The sequence below is a fragment of the Nonomuraea sp. 10N515B genome (assembly GCF_052245915.1).
In the GTDB taxonomy this organism is placed as follows: Bacteria; Actinomycetota; Actinomycetes; order Streptosporangiales; family Streptosporangiaceae; genus Nonomuraea.
In genome coordinates this window covers 33,871-56,738 of the sequence record NZ_JBQQBQ010000012.1, presented here as the reverse complement: position 1 = coordinate 56,738, position 22,868 = coordinate 33,871, and the positions used below count along the sequence as shown (strand labels likewise).

22 protein-coding genes and 1 tRNA gene are annotated in these 22,868 nt (G+C 70.8%); 9 read left to right on the top strand and 14 right to left on the bottom strand.

Going from position 1 to position 22,868, the window contains the following annotated elements; genetic code table 11:
• Nucleotides 1-33: 33 nt before the first annotated feature.
• Entirely contained in the window at nt 34-396 is a 363-nt protein-coding gene (locus ACTWQA_RS19805; RefSeq protein WP_443160658.1) for a signal peptidase I, read from the bottom strand.
• 62 nt (nt 397-458) lie between these two features.
• On the opposite strand from ACTWQA_RS19805, the gene ACTWQA_RS19800 reads away from it, so the two are divergent.
• From ACTWQA_RS19800 to ACTWQA_RS19790, 3 genes are all read left to right on the top strand, one after another.
• Nucleotides 459-1,178 carry a class I SAM-dependent methyltransferase gene (locus ACTWQA_RS19800; RefSeq protein WP_443160657.1) on the top strand — a complete coding sequence of 240 codons (720 nt, stop codon included), beginning with the start codon at nt 459-461 and terminating at the stop codon, nt 1,176-1,178.
• An 80-nt stretch (nt 1,179-1,258) separates the two neighbouring features.
• Nucleotides 1,259-2,473: an adenylyl-sulfate kinase gene (gene cysC / locus ACTWQA_RS19795; RefSeq protein WP_443160656.1), complete on the top strand. Its 1,215-nt coding sequence runs from the start codon at nt 1,259-1,261 to the stop codon at nt 2,471-2,473.
• Nucleotides 2,470-3,360 carry a sulfite exporter TauE/SafE family protein gene (locus ACTWQA_RS19790; RefSeq protein WP_443160655.1) on the top strand — a complete coding sequence of 297 codons (891 nt, stop codon included), beginning with the start codon at nt 2,470-2,472 and terminating at the stop codon, nt 3,358-3,360. Before cysC ends, ACTWQA_RS19790 begins: the two co-directional genes overlap by 4 nt.
• On the opposite strand, the gene ACTWQA_RS19785 is transcribed toward ACTWQA_RS19790, so the two are convergent.
• Nucleotides 3,305-4,333, bottom strand: a complete 1,029-nt coding sequence (locus ACTWQA_RS19785; protein WP_443160654.1) for a glycoside hydrolase family 26 protein — start codon at nt 4,331-4,333, stop codon at nt 3,305-3,307. The two genes, ACTWQA_RS19790 and ACTWQA_RS19785, sit on opposite strands and share 56 nt — an antisense overlap.
• 329 nt (nt 4,334-4,662) lie before the next feature.
• On the opposite strand from ACTWQA_RS19785, the gene ACTWQA_RS19780 reads away from it, so the two are divergent.
• The 6 genes from ACTWQA_RS19780 to ACTWQA_RS19755 are packed head-to-tail and all read left to right on the top strand — an operon-like array spanning nt 4,663 to nt 11,167.
• Nucleotides 4,663-5,979, top strand: a complete 1,317-nt coding sequence (locus ACTWQA_RS19780; protein WP_443160653.1) for a Wzz/FepE/Etk N-terminal domain-containing protein — start codon at nt 4,663-4,665, stop codon at nt 5,977-5,979.
• On the top strand, nt 5,976-7,241 hold the full coding sequence (locus ACTWQA_RS19775) for an O-antigen ligase family protein (protein ID WP_443160652.1): 1,266 nt from the start codon (nt 5,976-5,978) through the stop codon (nt 7,239-7,241). Before ACTWQA_RS19780 ends, ACTWQA_RS19775 begins: the two co-directional genes overlap by 4 nt.
• The gene (locus ACTWQA_RS19770) at nt 7,238-8,134 is read left to right on the top strand and encodes a hypothetical protein (protein ID WP_443160651.1); all 897 of its coding nucleotides are present in this window, start codon (nt 7,238-7,240) and stop codon (nt 8,132-8,134) included. Before ACTWQA_RS19775 ends, ACTWQA_RS19770 begins: the two co-directional genes overlap by 4 nt.
• Complete coding sequence (locus ACTWQA_RS19765) at nt 8,131-8,985, top strand: sulfotransferase domain-containing protein (protein WP_443160650.1); 855 nt, start codon at nt 8,131-8,133, stop codon at nt 8,983-8,985. Before ACTWQA_RS19770 ends, ACTWQA_RS19765 begins: the two co-directional genes overlap by 4 nt.
• The gene (locus ACTWQA_RS19760) at nt 8,973-10,256 is read left to right on the top strand and encodes a lipopolysaccharide biosynthesis protein (protein WP_443160649.1); all 1,284 of its coding nucleotides are present in this window, start codon (nt 8,973-8,975) and stop codon (nt 10,254-10,256) included. The genes ACTWQA_RS19765 and ACTWQA_RS19760 overlap by 13 nt, the downstream gene beginning before the upstream one ends.
• Nucleotides 10,253-11,167: a sulfotransferase gene (locus ACTWQA_RS19755; protein WP_443160648.1), complete on the top strand. Its 915-nt coding sequence runs from the start codon at nt 10,253-10,255 to the stop codon at nt 11,165-11,167. Before ACTWQA_RS19760 ends, ACTWQA_RS19755 begins: the two co-directional genes overlap by 4 nt.
• On the opposite strand, the gene ACTWQA_RS19750 is transcribed toward ACTWQA_RS19755, so the two are convergent.
• The 12 genes from ACTWQA_RS19750 to ACTWQA_RS19695 all read right to left on the bottom strand — a co-directional run bounded on the left by ACTWQA_RS19750 (nt 11,136) and on the right by ACTWQA_RS19695 (nt 22,748).
• Complete coding sequence (locus ACTWQA_RS19750) at nt 11,136-12,017, bottom strand: WecB/TagA/CpsF family glycosyltransferase (RefSeq protein WP_443160647.1); 882 nt, start codon at nt 12,015-12,017, stop codon at nt 11,136-11,138. The genes ACTWQA_RS19755 and ACTWQA_RS19750 overlap by 32 nt on opposite strands.
• A 65-nt stretch (nt 12,018-12,082) precedes the next feature.
• Nucleotides 12,083-13,123: a glycosyltransferase family 2 protein gene (locus tag ACTWQA_RS19745; RefSeq protein WP_443160646.1), complete on the bottom strand. Its 1,041-nt coding sequence runs from the start codon at nt 13,121-13,123 to the stop codon at nt 12,083-12,085.
• A complete protein-coding gene (locus ACTWQA_RS19740; protein ID WP_443160645.1) occupies nt 13,120-14,022 on the bottom strand; it encodes a sulfotransferase in 903 nt (300 codons plus the stop codon). The genes ACTWQA_RS19745 and ACTWQA_RS19740 overlap by 4 nt, the downstream gene beginning before the upstream one ends.
• Before the next feature lie 92 nt (nt 14,023-14,114).
• A complete protein-coding gene (gene cysN / locus ACTWQA_RS19735; RefSeq protein WP_327588733.1) occupies nt 14,115-15,404 on the bottom strand; it encodes a sulfate adenylyltransferase subunit CysN in 1,290 nt (429 codons plus the stop codon).
• A 45-nt stretch (nt 15,405-15,449) separates the two neighbouring features.
• On the bottom strand, nt 15,450-16,364 hold the full coding sequence (gene cysD, locus ACTWQA_RS19730; protein WP_327588732.1) for a sulfate adenylyltransferase subunit CysD: 915 nt from the start codon (nt 16,362-16,364) through the stop codon (nt 15,450-15,452).
• A gap of 19 nt (nt 16,365-16,383) precedes the next feature.
• Nucleotides 16,384-17,223, bottom strand: coding sequence for a 3'(2'),5'-bisphosphate nucleotidase CysQ (locus ACTWQA_RS19725; protein WP_443160644.1), 840 nt, complete (start codon nt 17,221-17,223; stop codon nt 16,384-16,386).
• On the bottom strand, nt 17,223-18,653 hold the full coding sequence (locus ACTWQA_RS19720; RefSeq protein ID WP_443160643.1) for a sugar transferase: 1,431 nt from the start codon (nt 18,651-18,653) through the stop codon (nt 17,223-17,225). The genes ACTWQA_RS19725 and ACTWQA_RS19720 overlap by 1 nt, the downstream gene beginning before the upstream one ends.
• A 109-nt stretch (nt 18,654-18,762) precedes the next feature.
• Nucleotides 18,763-19,347: an aminoacyl-tRNA hydrolase gene (pth, locus tag ACTWQA_RS19715; protein WP_443160642.1), complete on the bottom strand. Its 585-nt coding sequence runs from the start codon at nt 19,345-19,347 to the stop codon at nt 18,763-18,765.
• A 60-nt stretch (nt 19,348-19,407) separates the two neighbouring features.
• A complete protein-coding gene (locus tag ACTWQA_RS19710; RefSeq protein ID WP_443160641.1) occupies nt 19,408-20,025 on the bottom strand; it encodes a 50S ribosomal protein L25/general stress protein Ctc in 618 nt (205 codons plus the stop codon).
• Nucleotides 20,026-20,124: 99 nt separating this feature from the next.
• Nucleotides 20,125-21,102 (bottom strand): ribose-phosphate diphosphokinase, encoded by a 978-nt coding sequence (locus ACTWQA_RS19705; RefSeq protein ID WP_305921066.1) that lies wholly within the window; start codon nt 21,100-21,102, stop codon nt 20,125-20,127.
• Nucleotides 21,099-22,550 (bottom strand): bifunctional UDP-N-acetylglucosamine diphosphorylase/glucosamine-1-phosphate N-acetyltransferase GlmU, encoded by a 1,452-nt coding sequence (gene glmU, locus ACTWQA_RS19700; RefSeq protein WP_443160640.1) that lies wholly within the window; start codon nt 22,548-22,550, stop codon nt 21,099-21,101. The genes ACTWQA_RS19705 and glmU overlap by 4 nt, the downstream gene beginning before the upstream one ends.
• A gap of 126 nt (nt 22,551-22,676) precedes the next feature.
• Nucleotides 22,677-22,748: transfer RNA gene (locus tag ACTWQA_RS19695), tRNA-Gln, on the bottom strand.
• Between the last annotated feature and the right edge of the window lie 120 nt (nt 22,749-22,868).

Sequence of the window (22,868 nt, the reverse complement as noted above, 5' to 3'; positions counted from 1 at the left end):
GGGGGTCCTCTTCAAGGGTACTCGCCGCGGACATCAGCCGACTCTGTAACCAGGCACTGAGGGCCAGCGGACGGTCAGGACGGTGGAAGCCTCCTCCGCCCGCCACGAATGGTCGACGCCCTTACCCCACACCACGTAGTCGCCCGGCTCAGCCAGCAGCACGCTGCGGCCCGGCAGCTCGACCCGGAACCTGCCGCTGATCAACACAAGCAGAGCGGTTCGTTCCTCGCCCATGACCCACTGCACCCGCTCGTCACCCGCCGGATGCACGCCCCACTTGATCTCGACCTCGTCACTGTGCCGGGGATCGCCTGGGGGCTTGAAGTGTCCGAGCAGCCATCCGCGGTCGCCGGCCGCGTCCGAGCCCGCGTTCCCCACATAGATGTGATCGCTCACAGACCAGGACGCTAGCAGGGAAATGCCTTACTGATACCGATCGAGTGACTACTGTAGGTGACATGTCTGAGGTGCGAACTGTCGCCCAGCGGGGCGATCTCTTCGAGCAACGGCTCCGCGAGCACTGGACCAGCCAGCTCTGCAGACGACTCGACGTGCTGGTCGCGGGCTGCGCCCACGACGAGCCGCTGAGGCTGGAGCGGGTCGAGACCAGGGCCACCGGCGTCGACGAGGACCACCCCGCGATCAGGGCCATGCTGGACGAGCGACCCGACCTGGTCACGTGGTCGCTGGGCGACCTGCGCGGCGTGCCGCTGCCGCCCAGGTCCTACGACGTGATCCAGCTGTCGTTCCTGCTGGAGCGGGTCAGGCACGCCGAGCTCGTCTTCGACCGCCTCCTGCGGGCCCTGCGCCCGGGCGGGCTGGTGCTGCTGCGCATGCGCGACCGCAGGTCCGCCTACGGCCTGCTCGACAGGATCACCCCGACGTGGCTGCGCCACCTGCTGTGGCGCCCGCTCGTCATCCCGGGCACGCCGGGGCCGCTGCCGAAGGTGTACGAGCCGCTGGTGTCGAGCGACGGCATGTACGCGTTCTGTCTCAGCCGCGGCCTCATGATCACCGACGACGAGCGGAACGTCAGCGGCCCGGCCCGCGAGAGCCGGTTCGCCGGCGCGGCGGTCAGAGCCGTCTCGAAGTTGACCAGCGGCCGCTACCCTGCCTCTCACGACGAGATCACCATGGTGATCAGGAAGCCGCAGCACCACTTCGCCCGGGTCATCTAGCGACACACCGGCGGCAGTGGGTAGACTCGCTTCCTACAATTCTCTACCAATTCAATCGGAATAGTTGGGATGCAGGAACCGTGGAGTGGACCCCCGAGCCGCACGAGCTGGCCGACCTCGAGCTGCTGCTTTCCGGGGCGTTCGACCCGCTGACCGGGTTCCTGGGCCACGACGATCTCCACGCGGTCCACGAGAGCGGCACGCTCGCCGACGGTACCCCCTGGCCCGCGCCCGTCACACTTCATCTGCCGGTCGAGGTCTCCCCCGGCGACGAGGTCACGCTGCTGGACCCCGAGGGCCTGCCGCTGGCCGTGCTCACGGTGACCGCGCAGGAGCCCGACGGCTTGACCAGCGGGCCCGTCAAGGCTCTCGGTGCACCGGAGCACGGGCCGTTCGCGCGCCTGCGGCGTACCCCGGCGGAGGTGAAGGAAGAGCTCGGCGGACGCCCCGCACTCGCCGTCACCATGCGGGGCCCACTCGACGACCTCTCCGAGATCGTCGACACCGCGAAGGAACTCGACGCGGTGATCATGCTTCTCCCCCTCTCGTACGGCGAGCCCGGCCCCGCGATCGTCCGCGCCGCGCTCCGTGCCAAGGACCAGCTCCCCGACGGCACCATCGTCGTCTCCGTGCCGCTGGCGCCGCGCGCCGAGCCCGAGATCGACCTGGAGCTGCGCGAGCACGTCGCCACCGCCTACGGCGCGACCGAGCACCTCGCCGGGCCCGAGCCGGTGAGCATCCCCGGGCCGCCGCACCGGCGCGGGCTCGTGGTCTTCTTCACCGGCCTGTCGGGCTCGGGCAAGTCCACGATCGCCCGTGGCCTGCGTGACGCGCTGCTGGAGCTCGGCACCCGCACGGTGACCTACCTTGACGGCGACGTGGTCCGGCAGCTGCTGTCCAAGGGCCTGACGTTCTCCAAGAGCGACCGCGACCTCAACATCCGGCGCATCGGCTTCGTGGCCGCCGAAGCCGCGCGGCACGGCGGGCTGGCCATCTGCGCCCCCATTGCCCCCTACGCGGCCACCCGCGCGGAGGTGCGCGAGATGGTGGAGTCGGTCGGCGCCGACTTCCTGCTCGTGCACGTCGCGACGCCGCTGGAGGAATGCGAGCGGCGCGACCGCAAGGGCCTGTACGCCAAGGCCCGCGCGGGCCTCATCCCCGAGTTCACCGGCATCTCCGACCCCTACGAGGAACCGGACGACGCCGACCTGGTGATCGACACCACGCATATGACGATCGACGCGGCGGTCTCCCAGGTGCTGGGGACGCTGCGGTCTGGAGGCTGGATCCGTTGATCGACTTCCCCCTGATCACCGGCTCCTTTCTCGTCGCGATTGTGGTCGGGCTGACCGGCATGGGCGGCGGGGCGCTGATGACCCCGATGATGATGTTGTTCTTCAACGTGCCGCCGCTCGCCGCCGTCTCCAGCGACCTGGTGGCCTCGGCCGTGATGAAGCCGGTGGGCAGCGTCGTGCACCTGCGACGCGGCACGGTCAACCTGCGTCTGGTGGGCTGGCTGTGCGCGGGGTCGGTGCCGGCCGCGTTCTGCGGGGTGTTCCTGGCGCGGGCGTTCGCGGTCAGCGACGCGGTCAAGTACGCCCTGGGCGTGGCGCTCTTGCTGGCCGTCGCGGGGATGGCGATCAAGGCGTGGCTCGGCACGCGGGGCGGGACGTCGAGCGCCCACAACATCGTCGTGCGCCCGATTCCGACCCTACTGGTCGGTATGGTAGGCGGACTGGTGGTCGGTGTCTCCTCCGTCGGCTCGGGATCGCTGATCATCGTGGCCCTGCTCGTGCTCTACCCGGCGCTCAAGGCCAACCAGCTCGTCGGCACCGACCTGGTGCAGGCGGTGCCGCTGGTCACCTCGGCCGCGCTCGGCCACCTGCTGTTCGGTGACTTCCAGATGGACCTCACGGTGTCGCTGCTCATCGGCTCGATCCCGGGTGTCTACCTCGGCGCCAGGATCTCCTCACGCGCCCCGGGCGGGCTGATCAGGGCCTTGCTGGCGATCGTGTTGCTCGCCTCGGCGCTCAAGCTGCTCGACGCGAGCAACACGCTCACTGTCTGGGCGCTCGTGGTGGCCGGCGCGATCATCCTCGCGGGCTGGAGATGGCGGAGCTCCTCCGTTATGGGCGCGGCACGGGAGTCGAGCGGAAGTACCGATCACGCGCGAGCCGGGTGAAGGCCCGGTCGGCTTCACCGTTGGAGTCGAAGCTGGTGTCGCCGCGCGGCGCCCGCGGCGAGTCGAAGTAAAGCAGCGCCTTGATCTGGGGATACCGCTTGACCTGCCGCCGCACCGACTCGAAGAACTGCCGCTTGAACCCGGGGTCCCTGGACCGCTCGAACACCCCCCACTCGGCCACCATGACCGGCTTGCCGGGGAAGCGCATCTGCATCCACCGGTAGAAGCCCGGCCACTGCGCGTATTCCTCGCGGGTCTTGTTGACCAGCCCGTCGAAGCTCTGGACCCGGTCGTCGGCGTAGGGATCCATGGCCACCCAGTCCACCACGTCGTCGCCCGGATAGAGCTCCTCGAACCAGGGCTCGGCCGCCCAGTTGGGCGCCCCCATGTACGTCATGACCATGACGGCGTTCCGAACCCCTTGCTCGCGCAGCCTGAGCACGATGTGCCGGTACATCGCGGCATAGTCGGCGGCCCGCATGCCCGACCCGGACGAGGCGTCCACGTCATTCTCCGGCTCGTGGTGGAGGGTGAGGAAGAACCGCTCGGGGAACGTGCTCCTGAGATGTCCGGCCAGCCGGTCGATCCTGCCGTCCAGCGCCCCGTCGGCGATCTCCGCCCAGGTGTGGTCGAACGACGGCTTCCAGTTGATCATGAGCAGGCGCGGCCGCGCCGGATCGCGGGCCAGCCTGACCTCGGCTTCGGTGGGGAACAACTCGCTGCCCCGGTGGTAGACGTGCAGCACGTCCGCGGCGGCGCCCATGCGGGTCTCGGCGCCGCGCAGCGCCTGCTCGACCGGTGCGCCGGTGAAGACCTCGGGCGCCAGGCCCCACCACGCGCCGCACGACGGGATGAGCCGGGCGGTGGCCGTGCAGGCCGGCGCACCCGCGATCTTGTCCTTGACGGGCGCGGTCGCCGGCGCCCGGGCGTCGGAGCCCTCGGCACCCGAGCAGGCGGCAAGTGCCGCGACCACGACGAGCCCGGTTGTTCTGGTGGTAATTCCCCGTAGCAGCAAAGCCGTTCAACCCCCTTGTCGAAGGACCCCCGCCTTGTCACACCTGAACCTTGCCATGTCATTGCCGCCTGCGGGGAAGTCTTCGCAGTTCACGCTGGGTAATATCGCGCCCGGTTTTTCCGGCTATTTCAATTTATTGCGTCCCTTCTTTCCTGCCGTACAGGAGAAAATCTTGGGGTATTCGACCGGGGTCTGATCGTCCGGCCTATAGTGGGCGCACGCCTCGACATGTGACGCAGAGTCGTCGGCCGACGACAATACGCACACCCTTCCAGGAGACCTCCCCCATGAGCCAGTCGCCGGACGTCCAGGCCCGCCGCCCCGGCGCCGACCTGGACGAGCATCTCTCGCTGCTGCGCAGGCGGTGGCTGCTGCTCGTGGGCTGCGTGGTGTTCGGCGGCACGGCCGGGCTCGCGCTGATGCGCCTCACCCCGCCCGCCTACACCGCCGTCACGCAGGTGCACGTCATGCCGGTCGGGCCGCAGGAGCCGGGCAACCCGGTGACCGCCCGCCAGCGCGAGCCGCTCAACCTCGACACCGAGGCTCAGGTCGCGCAGTCGGCCGTCGTCGCCACCCGCGCCGCGCAGGCGCTGGGGGTCGAGAAGGCCGAGCCCGCCGTGGTCTCGGTGCCGCCGAACTCGGCGGTCCTGTGGATCTCCGTCACCGCCCCCGAGCCCCGCGTCTCCGCCGCCCAGTCCCATGCGTACGCCGAGGCCTACCTCGCGCACCGGCGCGAGAGCACGCTGGACGCGCTCGCCGCGCAGCAGCAGGCGGTGCTGGCCAAGCTCAAGCAGGTCGACGCCGGCATCGACGCGGGCATCAAGGAGCTCGGCCAACTGCCCAAGGGCAGCCCCGAGCGGGCGATCGCGCTGCAGCGGCAGGGCGTGCTCAACCGGCAGGCCGCCAGCCTCGCGCTCAAGCACGACGCGTTGCGCACGGTCGCGGTGACGCCCGGCGCGATCATCAGCCGGGCCGCGCCGCCTGCCGCGCCCAGTTCGCCCAGCCTGCCGCTCTACCTCGGCACCGGACTGATGGCAGGGCTTCTGACCGGCTCCGCCGCCGCATACGCCCGCGACCGCCTCGACACCCGGCTGCGTACGGCCGCCGACGTCGAGCGGCTGACCGGCCTGCCCGTGCTGGGCGACCTCTCCGACCCCCGCGAGCACGGTGTGGCGCACGATCTGGCCTGCGCCGTGGTCGCCGCGTGCCCCGGCAAACGGCTGCTGATCAAGACGCTGCCTGCCGACCTCGGCGCCTCGTTCGCCGCGGAGCCGTTGGAGGTCCGCGCGCCGCTGTCGGTGCTCGACGGCTCCGACGTGCGCGACCTGGCCAGGGCCGACGCGGCCCTGCTGCTCGTGGGGCTCGGCCGGGTCACCGCGCAGCAGGTCACGGCCGCCGCGAGCCGGTTGAGCCGGCACGACGTGCCGATCATCGGCGTGGTGACGGCCGCCGACGCGGTGCCGTCGTTCGTTCCGCTGCTGGAGCCGCGCCCGCACACGCCGCTGGGCAAGCTCGTCGCCACCGGCGAGTTCGGGGTGAGCGTGTCGGCGGAGACCACGCCCATGCAGGCGCTGCGCCAGCCCCGCCCCGGCCAGCCGACGTGAGGGGGCCCGCCTGGCCCATCGCGGCGTTGCTGGTCGGCTACCCGCTCTGGTGGGCGCTCGGGTTCGGCGGCCTGTCGGTGGTCGTCCTGGCCGTGCCGATGGCGGTGCTGTTGTGGCGACGCCGCCCCATCAGGGTGCCGCCCGGGTTCGGGCTGTGGTTGTTGCTGATCGCCGGCTACCTGGTGAGCGCGATCATGCTCGCCGAGACGCCGCCGGGCACGTACGGCGAGCTCGGCCCCGGCCGGATCGTCGGCTACGCCATGCGGCTGGCGCTGTACGCGGCCGTCCTGATCATGGTGCTCTACCTCGGCAACCTGACCGAGCGCGAGCTGCCGCAACTGCGCCTGGTGCGCATGCTCGGCGTGCTGTTCGTCACGACGGTCGCGGGCGGGCTGCTCGGCGTCTTCCTGCCCGGGTTCTCCTACACCTCGCCGGTCGAGTGGCTGCTGCCGCGGTGGCTGGGCGACAACCCGTTCGTCCAGAACCTGATCCATCCCACGGCCGCCCAGACGCAGAAGGTGCTCGGCTACGCCATGCCCAGGCCGGAGGCTCCGTTCGAATGGGCGAACGCGTGGGGCAGCAACGTGTCGGTCCTGCTGATCTGGGCCGTGGTCGGCTGGTGGGTCTACGGCGGGCCGCGGCACAAGCTCTTCGTGGCCGCCGCGATCGCCCTGGCCGCGATCCCCATCGTCTACTCGCTCAACCGCGGCCTGTGGATCGGTCTCGGCCTGGCGGTCGTTTACCTGATCGTCCGGGTCGGCGGACGCACCAGGGTGGCGTTGTGCGGGGCCGTGGCGGCGGCCGCGCTGGCCTTCGCGCTCAGCCCGCTCGCGGCGCTCGTGGCGCAGCGGCTGGACAAACCACACTCGAACGACATCAGGGCCTTCACCGTGACCGCCACCCTCGCCGCCGCCCAGCACTCGCCGGTGATCGGCTACGGCAACACCCGCAACGCGACGGGCAACCACCGCACGATCACCACGGGCCGTACCGAGTGGTGCACGACGTGCGGGCACCCGCCGCTCGGCAGCGACGGGCAACTCTGGCTGCTGATCATTACGCAGGGGTTCACGGGGGCGGCTCTGTACGTCGCGTTCTTCCTCGGCGCGATCCGCCGCCACTGGTCCGACCGCAGCCCCATCGGGCTCGCGGGGGTCCTCGTGATGGGGCTGGTGCTGGTCTACATGTTCGTCTACGACGGCCTGGTCACGCCGCTCGGCCTCTACCTCATCTCCTTCGCCCTTCTTTGGAGGAACGCATGAGTGATGCGACCGCCCGCCTCGGCTACCTCTCCGAGACCGTCCGGCTGCTCTATCCGGGGCCCGGCTCGCCCCGGGCGTACACCCTGCTGCCGCACGCCGCCGTGCCCCGGCGGCTGGCGCCGCGCCGGTGGTGGCACCTGTGGTCCGAGGTCGTGGTTCCGGGCGGGGGATCGATCACGGCGCATCTGAGCAAGGTCTTCGGCCGGCCGGTGGAGACCGTCCTCCACGTACGTCCCGCGCTGCGGGCCAACCGCAAGCCGATCCTGGAGGCCCGCTCCGGCGGCCGGCCGCTCGCGTTCGTGAAGATCGGCGACAGCCCCCGCGCACGCGACCTGATCGCCTCCGAGGCCGCGGCGCTGCGCAGGCTGGCGGGGCTGGGGCTGAGGACCGTGATCCCGCCCGCGGTGCTCCACCACGGCGACTGGCGCGGGCTGGCGGTGCTGGCGCTGTCGCCGCTGCCGGTGCGGCGCCGCCGCGTGCCCCGGCCGCTGCTGCTGGCCGCGATCGAGGAGATCGCACGCACCGGCGGTCCCAGCCCGGCCTGGCACGGGGACTTCGCGCCGTGGAACGTGTGCCCGGCGCCCGGCGGGCGGCTGCTCGTGTGGGACTGGGAACGCTACGAGCTCGGCGTGCCCTACGGGTTCGACGCCGTGCACCACTTCTTCCAGCGGGCGCTGCGCAGGATGGATCCGCCAACCGCCGCCCGGGCGTGCGTGGCGCGGGCGGCACGCGAGCTGGCCCCTCTGGGGCTGTCGGCGGCCACGGCCAGGCAGACCGCGCTGCGTTACCTCATCGCGCTGGCCGACCGGCACGCCGCGGACGGGCACGCGCCGCTCGGGCCGCCGCAGACGTGGCTCAACCCGGCCGTCGACCACGAGGAGCTGCTGACATGAGGACCACCAAGCGGTCCGCGCTGTCGCTGTCGCGGGGCGCGGGCAGGCTCACGTCCAGCGCACGGGTGCTGCCGTCGTTCCTGATCACGGGGGCGCAGCGGTGCGGCACCACGTCCCTGTACCGGGCGCTCGCACAACATCCGCTGCTGCTCAAGCCGGTGCTGCACAAGGGCGTGCACTACTTCGACGTCGCCTACTGGCACGGGCTGTCCTGGTATCAGGCGCACTTTCCGCTGCGGGTGGGGGCGACGCTGGTCGGACGCCGGTACGGCGGCCTGCCCCTCGCGTTCGAGTCGTCGCCCTATTACCTGTTCCATCCGCTGGCCGGGGAGCGGATAGCGGCCGATCTGCCCGACGTGAAGCTGATCGTCCTGGTCCGCGATCCGGTGGAGCGGGCCTGCTCGGCCCACGCCCACGAGCTGGCCAGGGGGTTCGAGACGGAGTCACACCTCGAGTACGCGATCGAGCTGGAGGAAGGACGGCTGGCGGGGGCAGAGGCGCTGCTGCGCGCGTCGCCGTACGCCCTGCACCACTCGCACCGGCACCACGCGTACGTGGCCCGAGGCCGCTACGCCGATCAGCTCGACCGGCTGGAGCCGCTGATCGGGCGGGACCGGATGCTGGTGCTGGACAGCCATCGGTTCTTCCGGCACCCCGAGCAGGTCTACGACCGGGTGCTGGAGTTCCTGGGGGTGCCGCATCTGGGGTATCCGGTGTTCGAGCAGCACAACGGGCGGGCCTTGCCGCGGCCGGTGCCCCATGTGCTCGGGCGGGCGCTGCGGGAGCACTTCGAGCCGTACGACGCGCGGCTGGTGCGGTGGCTGGGCGAGGAGCCGTCGTGGCGGCGCTGACCCAGGGCCCAGTCGAGGGGCAGGTCGAAGGGCCGGGGCGGGCCGGGATCGCGGGGGTCACGGCGGCGGCCTTCTCCGCCTTGGCGCAGTTCGTGCTGGTGATGGTCGTGACCAGGGCGTTCACGGCCGCTGAGGCCGGGGGCTTCTTCGCGGCGACCGCCTTGGTGCTCATGGCGGCGGGGATCGCCAAGCTGGATGCGGGCAACGGGCTCGTGTACTTCATCGCCCGCGCGGAGACGTACGGCTATCTCGGCATTTCCGGATATATCAGGGCGGCGCTCGTGCCCTGTGCGGTGGCGGCGGGCGCCGCGGCGGTGGTGTTGTACCCCCAGGTGGGGGTGGTGGCGGCGGTCGTGCCGGTCGTGGTGCTGGGTGATGTGCTGCTGGCCGCCACCCGCGGCTTCGGGGCCATGCGCCCGACCGTGCTCCTGGACGGGATGGTGCTGCCGGCCGCCCAGCTGGTCCTGGTCGCCGGGGTGGCCGTGGCCGGGGCGGTCGAGTGGTTGCCGGTGGCCTGGGCCCTGCCCTACGTGCCGGTGCTGGTCCTGGCCGCGGCCGGGGTGCGGGGGCGGGCGCCGCGGAGCCCGTACCTGGCGGGGACGGGGCGGGATCTGTGGCGCCACACGGCTCCCCGGTCGGTGGCGGGGGCGGTCCAGGCGGTGTTCCAGCGGGTGGACATCGTGGTCGTCGCGCTGCTCGCGGGGCCTGCGCAGGCTGCCGTCTACACGGCGGCCACACGGTTCAAGGTCGTCGGGCAGCTGGCGAACCAAGGGCTCGCGCAGGCCGTACAGGCTCGGCTGGTCGGCGCGCTCGCGAGCGGGGAGCCTGCGCGGGCCCGGGAGCTCTACCAGGCCGCGACCATCTGGCTGGTCCTGCTGACGTGGCCGGTGTGGCTCGGCTACGCCGCGCTGGCGCCGTGGCTGCTGCGGCTGTTCGGCCCCTCGTACGGGTCGGCTGCGCCGGTGGCGCTGGTGCTGGCCGGGACGATGATGGTGGCCACGGCCTGCGGGATGGTGGACGTCGTGCTCACCGCCGCCGGGCATACCTGGACGAGCCTCCTCAACCTGCTGGCTGCCGTCGCATGCACGCTGGTGCTGGACCTGGCGCTCATCCCCACCCATGGGGCGCTCGGCGCGGTCGCCGGCTGGTCGGGCGGCGTGCTCGTCAAGAACCTGCTCCCGCTGTGGCAGCTCCACCGCCGCTACGGGCTGCACCCGTTCGGCCGTCACACCCTGGCGGCGCTGCGGTCGCGTACATGGGCGGCGGCATGAGCGCGCCCGTCCTGGTTACCGGGCTCCCGCGCAGCGGCACCAGCTGGACGGGCAAGATGCTCACGGCCGGCGGCGACCTCGTCTACGTGAACGAGCCGCTCAACCCGCAACACCCGCCCGGCCGCTGCCCGGGAGTGCTCAGGGCCGAGGTGACCCACCGGTTCCAGTACATCTGCGACGACAACGCCGGTGCTTGGCTTCCGGCCTTCCGGGATACGGTCGCCCTGCGCTACCACTGGCTGGCCGAGCTGCGCGCGAACCGCTCGCCTTACGACCTGGCGCGCCTGCTCCGCTACGGGACCGCTTTCGCGCTGGGCCGCCTGGCGGGGCGGCGCGCGTTGCTCGACGACCCGTTCGCGGTGCTGAGCGCGGGGTGGTTCGCCCGGCGGCTGGGGTGCCGGGTGGTCGCGCTGGTGCGGGATCCGGTCTCGTTCGCGGCCAGCTGGCAGCGGCTGGGGTGGACGATCGACGTCCGTGAGCTGCTGGAGCAGCCGCTGCTGGTCCGCGACCATCCGGAGGTGCTGGAGCTGCGTGCCCTCGTCGGCTCCGACGACCGCATCGCCACGGCCGCCGCGCTGTGGCGGGTCGCCCACGCGATCCTGACCCGGACGCCCGGCGTCCTCGTCACCTCGTACGAGTCGCTGGCCGCCGACCCGATCGCCGGGTTCCGGCGCCTGTACGCCTACGCGGATCTGCCCTGGACGCCTGCCGCCGCGCGTCGCATCGCCAGGGCGTGCATGGGGGGCTCCGGGCGGGTCGCCGGTGCTTTCGCCTGGTCGGGCCTGTCGCGCACGGCGTACCGGCGCATGGACTCGCGCCGTGCGCTCGACGGGGCCGCCCGCGGCCTTGGCGAGGAAGAGGCGGCGCGCGTCCGCGCCCTCACGTCCGGGCTGGATCGGCTCTTCTCCTGAGGCGGGTCGCCAGGCAGCGGCCCAGCAGCCGCGCCGCGAACGGCAGATCCTCGACCAGGTAGCGGCGTGCCAGCCGGCCCGGCTCGCCGGCCAGCCGGAACGCCCACTCCAGCCCGGTCTGCCGCATCCATCCCGGCGCTCTCGACACCGTGCCCGCTGCGAAGGCGATCGCCGCCCCGCATCCGAGGAACCATGCCTCCGGCAGCTCTTTTCGCAGGTCCACGATGAGCCGGTCCTGCCGCGGGAAGCCCAGACCGACGAAGACGAGCCGCGGCTGCGCTGCGACGAGCCTGCGCCGTACGAGCTCGCGTCCCTCCGGGGTGGCGTCGAAGCCGTAGGGCGGCGCGTGCGAGCCGCAGACCCGTAGCCGTGGATAGCGGATCCTGAGCTCGCCGACGGCTCGCTGCGGGACGTCTGGGGGGCCGCCGCCGAGCACGTACACGGGCCAGCCTCGGCGGGCGGCCAGCTCGGTGAGCGCCCAGAGGAGGTCGGCTCCGGTGACGCGCTCGGGCAGCGGCGTGCCCAGCAGCCGGGCCGCCCACACCAACGGCATCCCGTCGGGCACCACCAGCTCGGCCGAGCACACCAGGTCCTTCAGCTCGGGGCAGGCGGCGGCGATCCGGCAAATGTCGACGTTGGGGGTGACGATCCGGCCGCCTCTGCCGGCCTCCAGCTCGCCGGCCACCCGCTGCACCACCTGCTCCTCGGTGAGCGCATCCACCCCGACCCCACCCACCCGCACTCGCCCGCCGACGGTGCCCTTGCCGCGCATGGTGCCGGACCCGGGCACGTCGGGCACGTCGGGCACGTCGGGCATGGTGCCGGACCCGGGCGCACCCTCGCCCGCCACCGCGCCGGATCCCGAAGCCGACGAAGGGGCTGGGGTCGATGGCCCGATCCCTGTGTACGGCGAGGTCAAATCCCGTGTCCCCGGTTGTGCAACATCGACAGCACGGTCGGCGCCGAGACGAGGCCGGCGGCCACCGCCAGGGCGATCGGCGCCCGTGGCTCGGCGGCCCGGGCCGCGAACGTGCGCAGGGCCCAGCGCGCGGCCTCGCGCCGGCGTCCCAAGGCGGCGTGGCTGAAGGCCAGCTGGCCGTAGACCCGTGCCGCGCCGCGCGGGTCCACGGCCAGTTCGGGGTACCGGGCGAGCATCCAGTCGAGCCCGGCAATGCGGTCCGCCCAGCGGGCGACGTAGTGGGACCCGCCCCAGCGCACCTGCACAAGCGGCCGGTCGACGTGCGCGATCGGCCGCCGCTTGGCCGCTCGCAGCGCCAGATCCCAGTCCTCGTTCTGTCCGGCGGGCGCGCTCTCGTCGACCCACAGCGCGCCACGCACGAACAGGAACGTCGATGAGTGGACCATCACCATGCGCGACCGCAGAAGATCCTCTGCGGTGATGGACTCGGCGCCGGCGAGCCGGGCCACGCGGCGGTGGCCGTAGGCGACCTCGATGCCGCAGCTGGCGAACTCACCACCGGCGTCCCGCAGCGCGCGCACTTGGGCCGTGAGCTTGCCCGGCAGCCAGACGTCGTCGTCGTCGCAGAAGGCCACGAGATCGGTGTCACAGGCGGCGATGCCGGTGTTACGGGCACCCGGGAGGCCTGGGGTGCGCGTGTTCGGCAGGACGACAACCGCCGCATCGCCACGCGCCAACCCCAGAGTCGCCGCGTCCACAGACGCCACCCCAGGAGCCGCCCGGCCCGCAGCCGCCACATCAAGTCCCGCCGTACCCACAGCCGCCACACCAAGCCCCGCCGCGCCCGAAGACGCCACATCAGGAGCCGTCGCGTCCGCAGGCGCCACACCTTGTGTCGTCGTGGTGTCCGACACGACGACCAGCGCCAGCTCCCCCTCATAGTCCTGAGCCAGCACGGCCTCAACGGCCTCGCGCAACGGCCCGGGACGGTCGCCGCGCGTGGGGATCACCACGCCCACGGATGGCAGCCGCGTCACCCCGCCGCCCTCCCGTACCCGTATCTGGCCCTGAGCGGCCACGTCAGCGCGTTGACCACCCGCCGGTCACCATCGCCCAGCCCCGTCGCCCAGGAGTCGTCTCGCCGCAGCTCCACCCACCCCACGTGGAACCGCATCGGATTGCCGGACACCGTGTGCGACGGCCCCAGCCAGACGGCGTGGCCGTCGACGAACGGGAGCTCGGGGACGCCGGACAGCCCGAGCTCGCGGACCAGCCCCGTGAGCGTGCGCTCAGGGGCGGCGAGCAGATCCTCGTAGCGGACCGTCGTCACGCGGGCCCCGCGCCGCGCGAGCAGCTCCAGCGCGGCATTCTGCGCGCTCCACTGCAGCGCCGTGCGGGCGGGCCCCCAGCGGGTCATCGGCTGCCCGTCTTCAGGCCGCGCCACGGTCTTGCCCCAGGAGTAGGCGACGGCACGCGGATCCCTGACCACATGGACCACGTGGACGTCCACGCCGCTCGTCACCAGACACCAGGCGAGGGAGGCGTGCTTGCTGGAGTCGATCACGACGCGGGCGCCGGTGGCGGCGTAAACCAGCCGGTAGGCCTGCACGTATTCGGCCAGGTCCCGGTGGGCGATGCGGACGATCCTGCGGGTGCGGTCGACCCGGCGCCTGAGCATCAGGACCCGGTTGGCCGTCACGCTCGCCCAGCCACCGAACGCACGCTCCCCCACCTGGCGCCAGAAGGCGCAGGCGGGGAAGGGCTCGCCACACCCGCAGGGTTCCATCGCCAGGACTCCCCGCTCCCACAGGTGCACTACCTCCCCAAGCGCGACCACGCCGGGCAGCTCGCCAAGGAGCCTCTCGAGCAGAGTGGTGCCACTACGGCCCAAACCGCCCAAGTAGATCACCCGGGTGGTGATAGCGCGGTCGGTCACGGAGAAGGGCTTTCGCGTCGCGAATACGGAACGCGAGAACCCTAACGCGGAGAGTAATCAGCGGGTAAGGGAAGAGCGAAAAGATCTACCGTTCAGCGGCCGTCCATGATCATGCCGGCGCCGACCGTGCTGTTCGTGGCCTCGTCCACCAGGATGAAGCCGCCCGTGAGCCGGTTACGTCCGTAGTCGTCCACGAACAGCGGCTGCGTGACGCGCAACGACACCCGCCCGATCTCGTTGAGGCCGAGCGAGGTCGCCTCCTCGTCCCGGTGCAGGGTGTTGACGTCGAGCCGGTAGTGCAGGTCGCGGACGAGGGCGCGGGCCGTACGGGTGGTGTGCTTGATGGTCAGCTTGGAGCGCGGCGTCAGCTTGACCCCGTCGCCCATCCAGCAGACCATCGCCTCCAGCTCCTGCGCCACGTTCGGCTGGTTGTTGGGCCGGGCGATCATGTCGCCGCGCGAGATGTCGAGGTCGTCCTCGAAACGCAACGTCACCGACATGGGCGGGAACGCCTCCTCCACCGGGCCGTCGAACGTGTCGATCGAGGCGATCCGCGTGGTCAGGCCCGACGGCAGGTGCACCACCTCGTCACCCGGCTTCAGCACGCCGCCCGCCACCTGCCCGGCGTAGCCGCGGTAGTCATGGAAGGCGTGCTCGGTGGCGCGCTGCGGGCGGATGACGTATTGCACGGGGAAGCGCACGTCGGTCAGGTTGCGGTCGGAGGCGATGTGCACGTTCTCCAGGTGGTGCAGCAGCGACGTGCCGAGATACCAGGGCATGTTCTCCGAGCGGGAGACCACGTTGTCGCCGTTGAGCGCGGAGATCGGGATGAACGTCAGGTCGGAGACGTTGAGCTTGGAGGCGAACGCCGTGAACTCCTCCCTGATCTCCTCGAACCGCTCCTGCGAGTAGTCCACCAGGTCCATCTTGTTGACGGCCAGCACCAGGTGCGGGACCCGCAGCAGCGAGGTCAGGAACGCGTGCCGGCGCGACTGCTCCAGCACGCCCTTGCGGGCGTCGATGAGGATGATCGCCAGGTCGGCCGTGGAGGCGCCGGTGACCATGTTGCGGGTGTACTGAATGTGCCCCGGCGTGTCCGCGATGATGAACTTCCGGCGCGGCGTCGCGAAATAGCGGTATGCCACGTCGATCGTGATGCCCTGCTCGCGCTCGGCCCGCAGCCCGTCGGTCAGCAGCGACAGGTCGGTGTATTCGGTGCCGCGGTCACGTGAGGTCCGCTCGACGGCTTCGAGCTGGTCCTCGAAGATCGCCTTGGAGTCGTAGAGCAACCGTCCGATGAGGGTGGACTTGCCGTCGTCGACGCTTCCCGCCGTGGCAAAGCGAAGAATGTCCATTTTAGAAGTAGCCCTTGAAGTAGACACAGCCGGTCCTCCAGGGTGAACCGGAACTGGTACGGACGGTCGGCATTAGAAGTAGCCCTCTCGTTTCCGGTCTTCCATGGCGGCCTCGGACGAGCGGTCGTCGGCCCTGGTGGCCCCGCGCTCGGTGATCCGGGTGACCGCGATCTCCTCGATGATCTCCTCGACCGTGGCGGCCGTGGACTGCACGGCGCCGGTGCAGGTCATGTCACCCACGGTCCGGTAACGGACGACGGCCTCGAACAGCGGCTCGTCGTCCCCGCGCTGCACCACGTCGGAGTCGGGCAGCAGCATGCCGTCACGCTCGAACACCTTGCGGGTGTGGGCGAAGTAGATGGAGGGGATCTCGATGCCCTCGCGCCTGATGTAGTCCCAGACGTCGAGCTCGGTCCAGTTGGACAGCGGGAAGACGCGGATGTGCTCGCCCTTGCGGATGCGCGCGTTGTAAAGGTTCCACAACTCGGGGCGCTGGTTCTTCGGGTCCCACTGACCGAAGTCGTCGCGGAAGGAGAACACGCGCTCCTTGGCGCGGGCCTTCTCCTCGTCGCGGCGCGCGCCGCCGAACACGGCGTCGAACTCGTGCTCCTCGATCGCGTCCAGCAGCGTGGTGGTCTGCAGCCGGTTACGCGAGGCGCGCCGCCCCGTCTCCTCCACGACCCGGCCCTGGTCGATGGAGTCCTGGACACTGGCCACGATCAGGCGCGCGCCCAGCTCCGCCGATCGGCGGTCGCGGAACTCGATGACCTCGTCGAAGTTGTGGCTGGTGTCCACATGCATGAGGGGGAACGGAATCGGCGCGGGCCAGAACGCCTTCTCCGCGATGCGGAGCATGACGATCGAGTCCTTGCCTCCGGAGAAGAGCAGACACGGACGCTCGAACTCGGCCGCCACCTCTCGCATGATGTGGATGGCCTCGGCTTCGAGCACGTCAAGCTGCGACGTGGTGTAGTCGCGCTGGAGCATGGGTGCTTCCTCCGGCGTTTCAGCGGTGCAGGTCCCGAATGCCGGCGAGCAGAGATGCCGCCAGCTCCGGTAGGGAAACCAGAATATCTGGTAGTGACGGGTCGGCTTGGTTATAGGTGAGCTGCGAGCCGTCGATTCGGCTCGCGTGGGCCCCGGCGGCCAGTGCGACGGCGACGGGCGCGGCGGAATCCCACTCATACTGGCCGCCGGCGTGCACGTATGCCTCGACCTCGCCGGTGAGCACCGCGGAGATCTTCGCCCCCGCCGAGCCGATCGGCACGAGGTCGGCGCCCGCAAGGTAGGCCAATTTCTGGACGAACTCGGGCGGCCTGGTGCGGCTGACCGCGATGCGGAAGCGGCCTCCGTCGTAAGCGGGCGGCTTGGGCGGCTCGGCGGTGCTCAGCGTGCGGCCCTGGGCGGGCAACGCCACGGCGCCCGCGGTCAGCTGCCCACGCTCCCACAACGCCACGTGCACGGCCCAGTCCGCCCGGCCCTCCTCCGCGCTTATGGTCGCGCTCCCTACGGCCCCGTCTTGGTTACGCAAGCTGCCGCTTCCGGGGCCTACTCGCCGCTCCGCGAACTCGCGCGTGCCGTCGAGGGGATCCACGATCCACACCCGGTCCGCCGCCAGCCTGCGTGGGTCGAGCCGTTCCTCGCGGGTGGCCTCCTCCGACAACACGCTGTCGGAGGGCCGCAGCCGGGCCAGGGACTCCATCAGAAAGACGTGGGAGGCCCGATCGCCTTCCGCCTTGAGCGCGGGCGCGTCGCCGAACCCCAAGCGCTCCCTTATCCGCAGCAGCCGCTCGCCCGCATCGCTCGCCAGGTCAGCGGCGAGCGCGTGGTCGTCGCGAATCGTCATCAATATGCTCCTTGCCCGCGGGCGACAGCCGACCAAGTCTTCCACAGGATCTGCAAGTCCAGCGTGAGGGACCAGTTCTCCACGTAACGCAGATCGAGACGTACGGATTCCTCCCAAGATAGGTCAGATCTACCACTGACCTGCCACAGCCCGGTCAGCCCAGGACGTACGAGGAGCCGTCTGCGCACGTCGTCACCGTAGCGCGCGACCTCCTCCGGCAACGGCGGCCTGGGCCCTACCAGCGACATGTGGCCGAGCACGACGTTGATGAGCTGGGGCAGCTCGTCGAGCGAGTGGCGGCGCATCCGCATGCCGAGCGGCGTGACGCGTGGATCGTTCCGGATCTTGAACAGCACCCCGTCACGGTCGCTGACCAAGGTGATCTTCTGCTGCTCCGAGCCGCGCCGCATGGTGCGGAACTTCAGGATCGTGAACGGTTTGCCGTCCCTGCCCACCCGGGTCTGCCTGAACAACGCGGGTCCGGGGCTCGTCATGCGCACGGCCGCCGCCAGCCCGGCCAGCACCGGCGCGAGCAGCACCAGCAGCGCGACGGCGACCAGCCGGTCGAAGACGTTCTTGATCAGCTGCCTGGCCCCGGCCAGCTCGGGATGCTCCACATGGAGGAGCGGCAGCCCGGCGGCGGGCCTGATCGTGGTGCGCGGCCCGGCCACGTCCATCAGCGCGGGGGCGACCACGAGCTCGGTGTGCGTGCGTTCCAGCCGCCAGGCCAGCCGCCGCAGCGCCTGCCCGTCCATCTCGGGGCAGGCCAGCACGGCCACGGTGTCGGCGTCGAGCTGTGCCACCGCGAGCGGCACGTCGCCGAGGTCGCCGACCACCGGCACTCCGGCCACCCACTCCCCGGGCGCGGCCACCGGCACGCAGGCCGCCACGACCTCCATGCCGTGGTAACGCTCCCTGCGGAACAACTCGACCAGCTCGGCGATCGAGGCCGCGTGACCCGCCGCGACCACCTTGCGCATGCAGGCGCCGACCGCCCTGCGCCGGTGCAGCGCGCTGCGCAACGCGTGCCTGAAGACCAGCGTGAGCAGCGTCACCAGGGGCAGCGCGAGCACGACGTAGCCGCGGGCGACGTCGGTCTTGGTCAGATAGGACCCGATGGCGGTGCCGGCGGTGAGCGCCACGCCGCACTGCAGGATCCTGCGGAACTCCTCGGAGCCGACGCCGATCAGGCGCGGCTCATAGGCCCGGTTGAGCGCCACCGCGCACGTCCACAGCACCGGCAGCGCCAAGCTGACCAGCAGGTAGGGAAGCGCGTAGGGAGTGAGCCCGCCGAAGCGCACGAAGAAGGCGACGGCGGACCCGATGCCGGCGCCGCACAGGTCGGCCGCGACGGCGCACAGGCGATAGGAGCGAATCCAGGCAGGCGTGCGGGGGCCGACTCGCCATGAGACCACATGGCCGACGGTCATGAGTCCCCCACCGCGCACGCACGCCTCCACTGTGACCATTCATGAGCGGACAGTCACCGATCGTAGCGACACGACAAGCGGAGCACCGGCGAAAGGACCTATGCGGTGATCAGCGAGGAGGGCCGGAAATGTGCAGATCAGCCCGGTGGTACTCGTTCTGCGTGGCTTCGAGGCCGCGGGCCATCAGCGATTCCACGACGTCGGCCGCCCGGTCGACGAGAAAAGGCAGGTCCTTGCGGTCGGCGGTGGCGAAGTCCCTCAGCACGAAGGTGGCGGCGTCCATGCGGCCGGGCGGGCGCCCGATGCCGAACCGGACCCGCAGGTAGTCGCGGGTGCCCAGGACCTTGGTGATCGACTTGAGACCGTTGTGGCCGTTGTCGCCGCCGCCGAGCTTGGCGCGCAATGCCCCATAGGGCACGTCGAGCTCGTCGTGCACGACGATCAGCCGGTCCGGGCCGATCTTGTAGAAGTCGGCGAGCGCCTTGACGGGCCCGCCGGACAGGTTCATGTACGTCAGCGGCTTGGCCAGGATGGCGGCACGGGTCTCGCACACCTCGGCCCGGCTCTTGTGCGCCTTGAACCGCCCGCCCGCCCTGGCGGCCAGCTCGTCGAGCACCATGAATCCGGCGTTGTGCCGGTTGCCGGCGTATTCGGGCCCCGGGTTGCCCAGTCCGGCGATCAGCCAGCGGTCCATGCGCTTCCCTTTAATCGCGAAAACGGGGCGGCCGTGTGCCGGCCGCCCCGTTCACGGTGGTTATTCGGCCGGGGCCTCGGCGGTCTCGCCCTCGGCGGCGGCCACGGCGACCTCGCCCTCGGCGGCCTCCTCCGCAGCCTCGACCGGCTTGGCGATGACCTGGAGGATGACGGTCTCGGGGCCGGCGACCAGCGTGGCGCCCTGCGGGAGCTGGAGCTGGGCGGCGGTGATGGCGGTGCCGACCTCCAGGCCCTCGACGTTGACCTCGACGCCGGTCGGGATGTGGGTGGCCTCGGCCTCCACGGCGACCTGGACGAGCTGCTGGTCGAGCAGGCCGTCGGAGTGCACGTCGCCGACGGTGGTGACCGGGATCTCGACGGTGACCTTCTCGCCGCGCTTGACCAGGAGCAGGTCGACGTGCTCGACGAAGCCCTTGATCGGGTCGCGCTGCACGCCCTTGGGCAGGGCCAGCTCGTCCACGCCGTCACCCTCGAGGCGGATCAGCACGTTGGGCGTGCGGAGCGCGAGCAGCACCTCGTGGCCGGGCAGGCTCAGGTGCTTGGGGTCGATGCCGTGCCCGTAGAGAACGGCAGGCACCTTGTTGGCGCGGCGGATCTTGCGAGCGGCGCCCTTGCCGAACACGGTGCGGGACTCGGCGGCGATACGTACTTCAGACATGCCATCTCCTAGGGATGCATCGGGGATCGGTGTGGTGCGCTCTCCCTCACCCGCCCTAGCGGAAGGCGTTACGAGCGCAACCTGTTCATTCTATAGGCGTCAGGTGTCACCCTCGAACAAGCTCGTCACCGAGCCGTCGTTGAAGATCTCGGTGATGGCCCGGGCGATGAGCGGCGCGATGGACAGGACCGTCAGCTTGTCGAACCTGCTGGCCTGCGCCAACGGCAGCGTGTTGGTGACGATGACCTCGGAGATCCTGGAGTTCTTCAGCCGATCCACGGCCGGGTCGGAGAAGACCGCGTGGGTGGCTGCGGTGATCACGTTGGTGGCGCCCTGCTCGTAGAGGGCGTCGGCGGCCTTGCAGATCGTCCCCGCGGTGTCGATCATGTCGTCGATCACCACGCAGGTGCGCCCGCGTACGTCTCCGACCACCTCGTTGACCTTCACCTGGTTGGCCACGTCGAGGTCGCGGCGCTTGTGGATGAACGCCATCGGCGTGCCAAGCGTGTCCGCCCAGCGCTCCGACAGGCGGACGCGGCCTGTGTCGGGCGAGACGACGGTGGTGTGCTCCAGGTCCAGCTTGTTCTTGAGGTAGCGCTCCAGGACCGGCATGGCGAACAGGTGGTCCACCGGCCCGTCGAAGAAGCCCTGGATCTGCGAGGTGTGCAGGTCGATCGACATGAGCCGGTCGGCCCCCGCGGTCTTGAACATGTCGGCCATCAGCCGGGCCGTGATGGGCTCGCGGCCGCGGCCCTTCTTGTCCTGGCGGGCGTAGCCGAAGAACGGCATGACCACGGTGATGCGCTTGGCGGAGGCCCGCTTCAGCGCGTCGACCATGATGAGCTGTTCCATGATCCACTTGTTGATGGGCCCGGTGTGGCTCTGGATCACGAAGGCGTCGCAGCCGCGTACGGACTCCATGAAGCGGACGTAGATCTCGCCGTTGGCGAAATCGACCAGCTTGGTCGGAGTGAGTGAGACGCCGACGTGCCGGGCGACCTCCTCCGCCAGCTCCGGGTGGGCCCGCCCGGAGAAGAGCATGAGGTTCTTCTCTCCAGGCTGCTTAATGCTGGTCACTGTTCTTTCTCCTGCTGCTCTTGCCGCGCCAGCGCCCGCTCGGCGGCCGCGGCCGACTTCGTGCCCGCGCGCCTGCGCAAGACCCATTTCTCAATGTTGCGCTGCCGTGCCCGCGCCACTCCCATGGCGCCGGGGGGCACCTCGTCCACGATCACCGAGCCCGCCGCCGTGTAGGCGCCGTCGTTGACGGTCACCGGGGCGACGAGCATGGTGTCGCAGCCGACGAATACGCCGTCGCCCACGGTGGTGTGGTGTTTGTTGACCCCGTCGTAGTTGACGAAGACGGTGGCGGCGCCGATGTTGGCGTCCTCGCCGATCGTGGCGTCGCCCGCGTAGGTCAGGTGCGGCACCTTCGAGCGGTCGCCGACCTTCGCGTTCTTCATCTCGACGAACGTGCCGGCCTTGGACTTGCGCCCCAGCACGGTGCCGGGCCGCAGGTAAGCGTACGGGCCGACGTTGGCCTCGGGGCCGATCTCGGCGCTGTCGCAGACGGCGTTGCGCACGACGGCCCGCTCGCCCACCCGGGTGCCGGTCAGCGTGGTGGCCGGGCCGACCTCGGCGCCGGTCTCGATGACGGTGTCGCCGTGCAGCTGCGTGCCGGGGTGGATGACGGCGTCGGGCGCGATCCGCACGCCCACGTCGATCCAGGTGCTGGCCGGGTCGATGATCGTGACGCCGGCCCGCATGTGATCCTCCAGCAGGCGCCGGTTGAGCACCTTGCGGGCGGCGGCGAGCTGCACGCGGTCGTTGACGCCCTCGACCTCGACGTGGTCGCCGGCCACGCAGGCGCCGACCCGGTGACCGTCACCGCGCAGGATGCCCAGGACGTCGGTGAGGTATTCCTCGCCCTGGACGTTGTCGGTGGACACGCGCTTGACGCCGTCGGCGAGCAGTTCGCCGTCGAAGGCGTAGATGCCGGAGTTCATCTCCTTGATGGCACGCTGCTCCGGCGTGGCGTCCTTCTCCTCGACGATCTCCAGGACGGCGCCGTTCCCGTCGCGGATGATCCGCCCATAGCCGGTCGGATCGGGCACCTCGGCAGTCAGCACGGTGACCGCGTTGCCCTCGGCGGCGTGCCGTTCGAGCAGCGCGGCGAGGGTCTGGGTGCGCAGGAGCGGCACGTCGCCGTAGGTGACCAGCACCGTGCCGGAGATCGTGCCGACCTCCTCGAGCACGGTGCGGACCGCGTGGCCGGTGCCGCGCTGCTCCTGCTGGACGACGGCTCGCGCGTCGGGGCTGGTGGCGGCCAGGTGGCCGCCGACCTGCTCGAGCGCATGCCCGATGACGACGATGAGGCGCTCGGGCCCCAGGTCACGGGCGGCGGCGAGCATGTGGTCCACCAGAGCGCGACCGCACAACTCGTGCAGGACTTTCGGGGTCCGGCTCTTCATCCGGGTGCCCTCGCCCGCGGCGAGGACGATGACAGCTGCCGGGCGCGGCACACTCACGGACTGAGGCTCCCTGTGACTGGACGGATCAGGGCATTTGGTACGGCTACCGCACCGCTACCCTCCCGACACCGTGAGGATACCTGGCCGCACCCGGAACATTCTCTCTCGGGGAGGACCTCAAGGCTCCCGGAAGAGGACTCGAACCCCTACAAAGTGGACCAAAACCACTTGTCCTGCCGATTAGACGATCCGGGATAGATCGGACACGTGACGTCCGACACCCCCCTACGATACAGAGCCCGGACCCCGGCGCGCGCCCGTAATTACCTCCGTGCCGGAACTCCGCAGGTGACGGCGGTAACGCCCCTTAACAGA

What these genes read in the sequence shown, in the direction of transcription:
- ACTWQA_RS19800 (WP_443160657.1), top strand. Translation starts at nt 459, where the DNA reads ATGTCTGAGGTGCGAACTGTCGCCCAGCGGGGCGATCTCTTCGAGCAA.
- ACTWQA_RS19780 (WP_443160653.1), top strand. Translation starts at nt 4,663, where the DNA reads ATGAGCCAGTCGCCGGACGTCCAGGCCCGCCGCCCCGGCGCCGACCTG.
- ACTWQA_RS19770 (WP_443160651.1), top strand. Translation starts at nt 7,238, where the DNA reads ATGAGTGATGCGACCGCCCGCCTCGGCTACCTCTCCGAGACCGTCCGG.
- ACTWQA_RS19765 (WP_443160650.1), top strand. Translation starts at nt 8,131, where the DNA reads ATGAGGACCACCAAGCGGTCCGCGCTGTCGCTGTCGCGGGGCGCGGGC.
- ACTWQA_RS19755 (WP_443160648.1), top strand. Translation starts at nt 10,253, where the DNA reads ATGAGCGCGCCCGTCCTGGTTACCGGGCTCCCGCGCAGCGGCACCAGC.
- cysD (WP_327588732.1), bottom strand. Translation starts at nt 16,364, where the DNA reads ATGCTCCAGCGCGACTACACCACGTCGCAGCTTGACGTGCTCGAAGCC.
- ACTWQA_RS19725 (WP_443160644.1), bottom strand. Translation starts at nt 17,223, where the DNA reads ATGACGATTCGCGACGACCACGCGCTCGCCGCTGACCTGGCGAGCGAT.
- ACTWQA_RS19720 (WP_443160643.1), bottom strand. Translation starts at nt 18,653, where the DNA reads ATGACCGTCGGCCATGTGGTCTCATGGCGAGTCGGCCCCCGCACGCCT.
- pth (WP_443160642.1), bottom strand. Translation starts at nt 19,347, where the DNA reads ATGGACCGCTGGCTGATCGCCGGACTGGGCAACCCGGGGCCCGAATAC.
- ACTWQA_RS19710 (WP_443160641.1), bottom strand. Translation starts at nt 20,025, where the DNA reads ATGTCTGAAGTACGTATCGCCGCCGAGTCCCGCACCGTGTTCGGCAAG.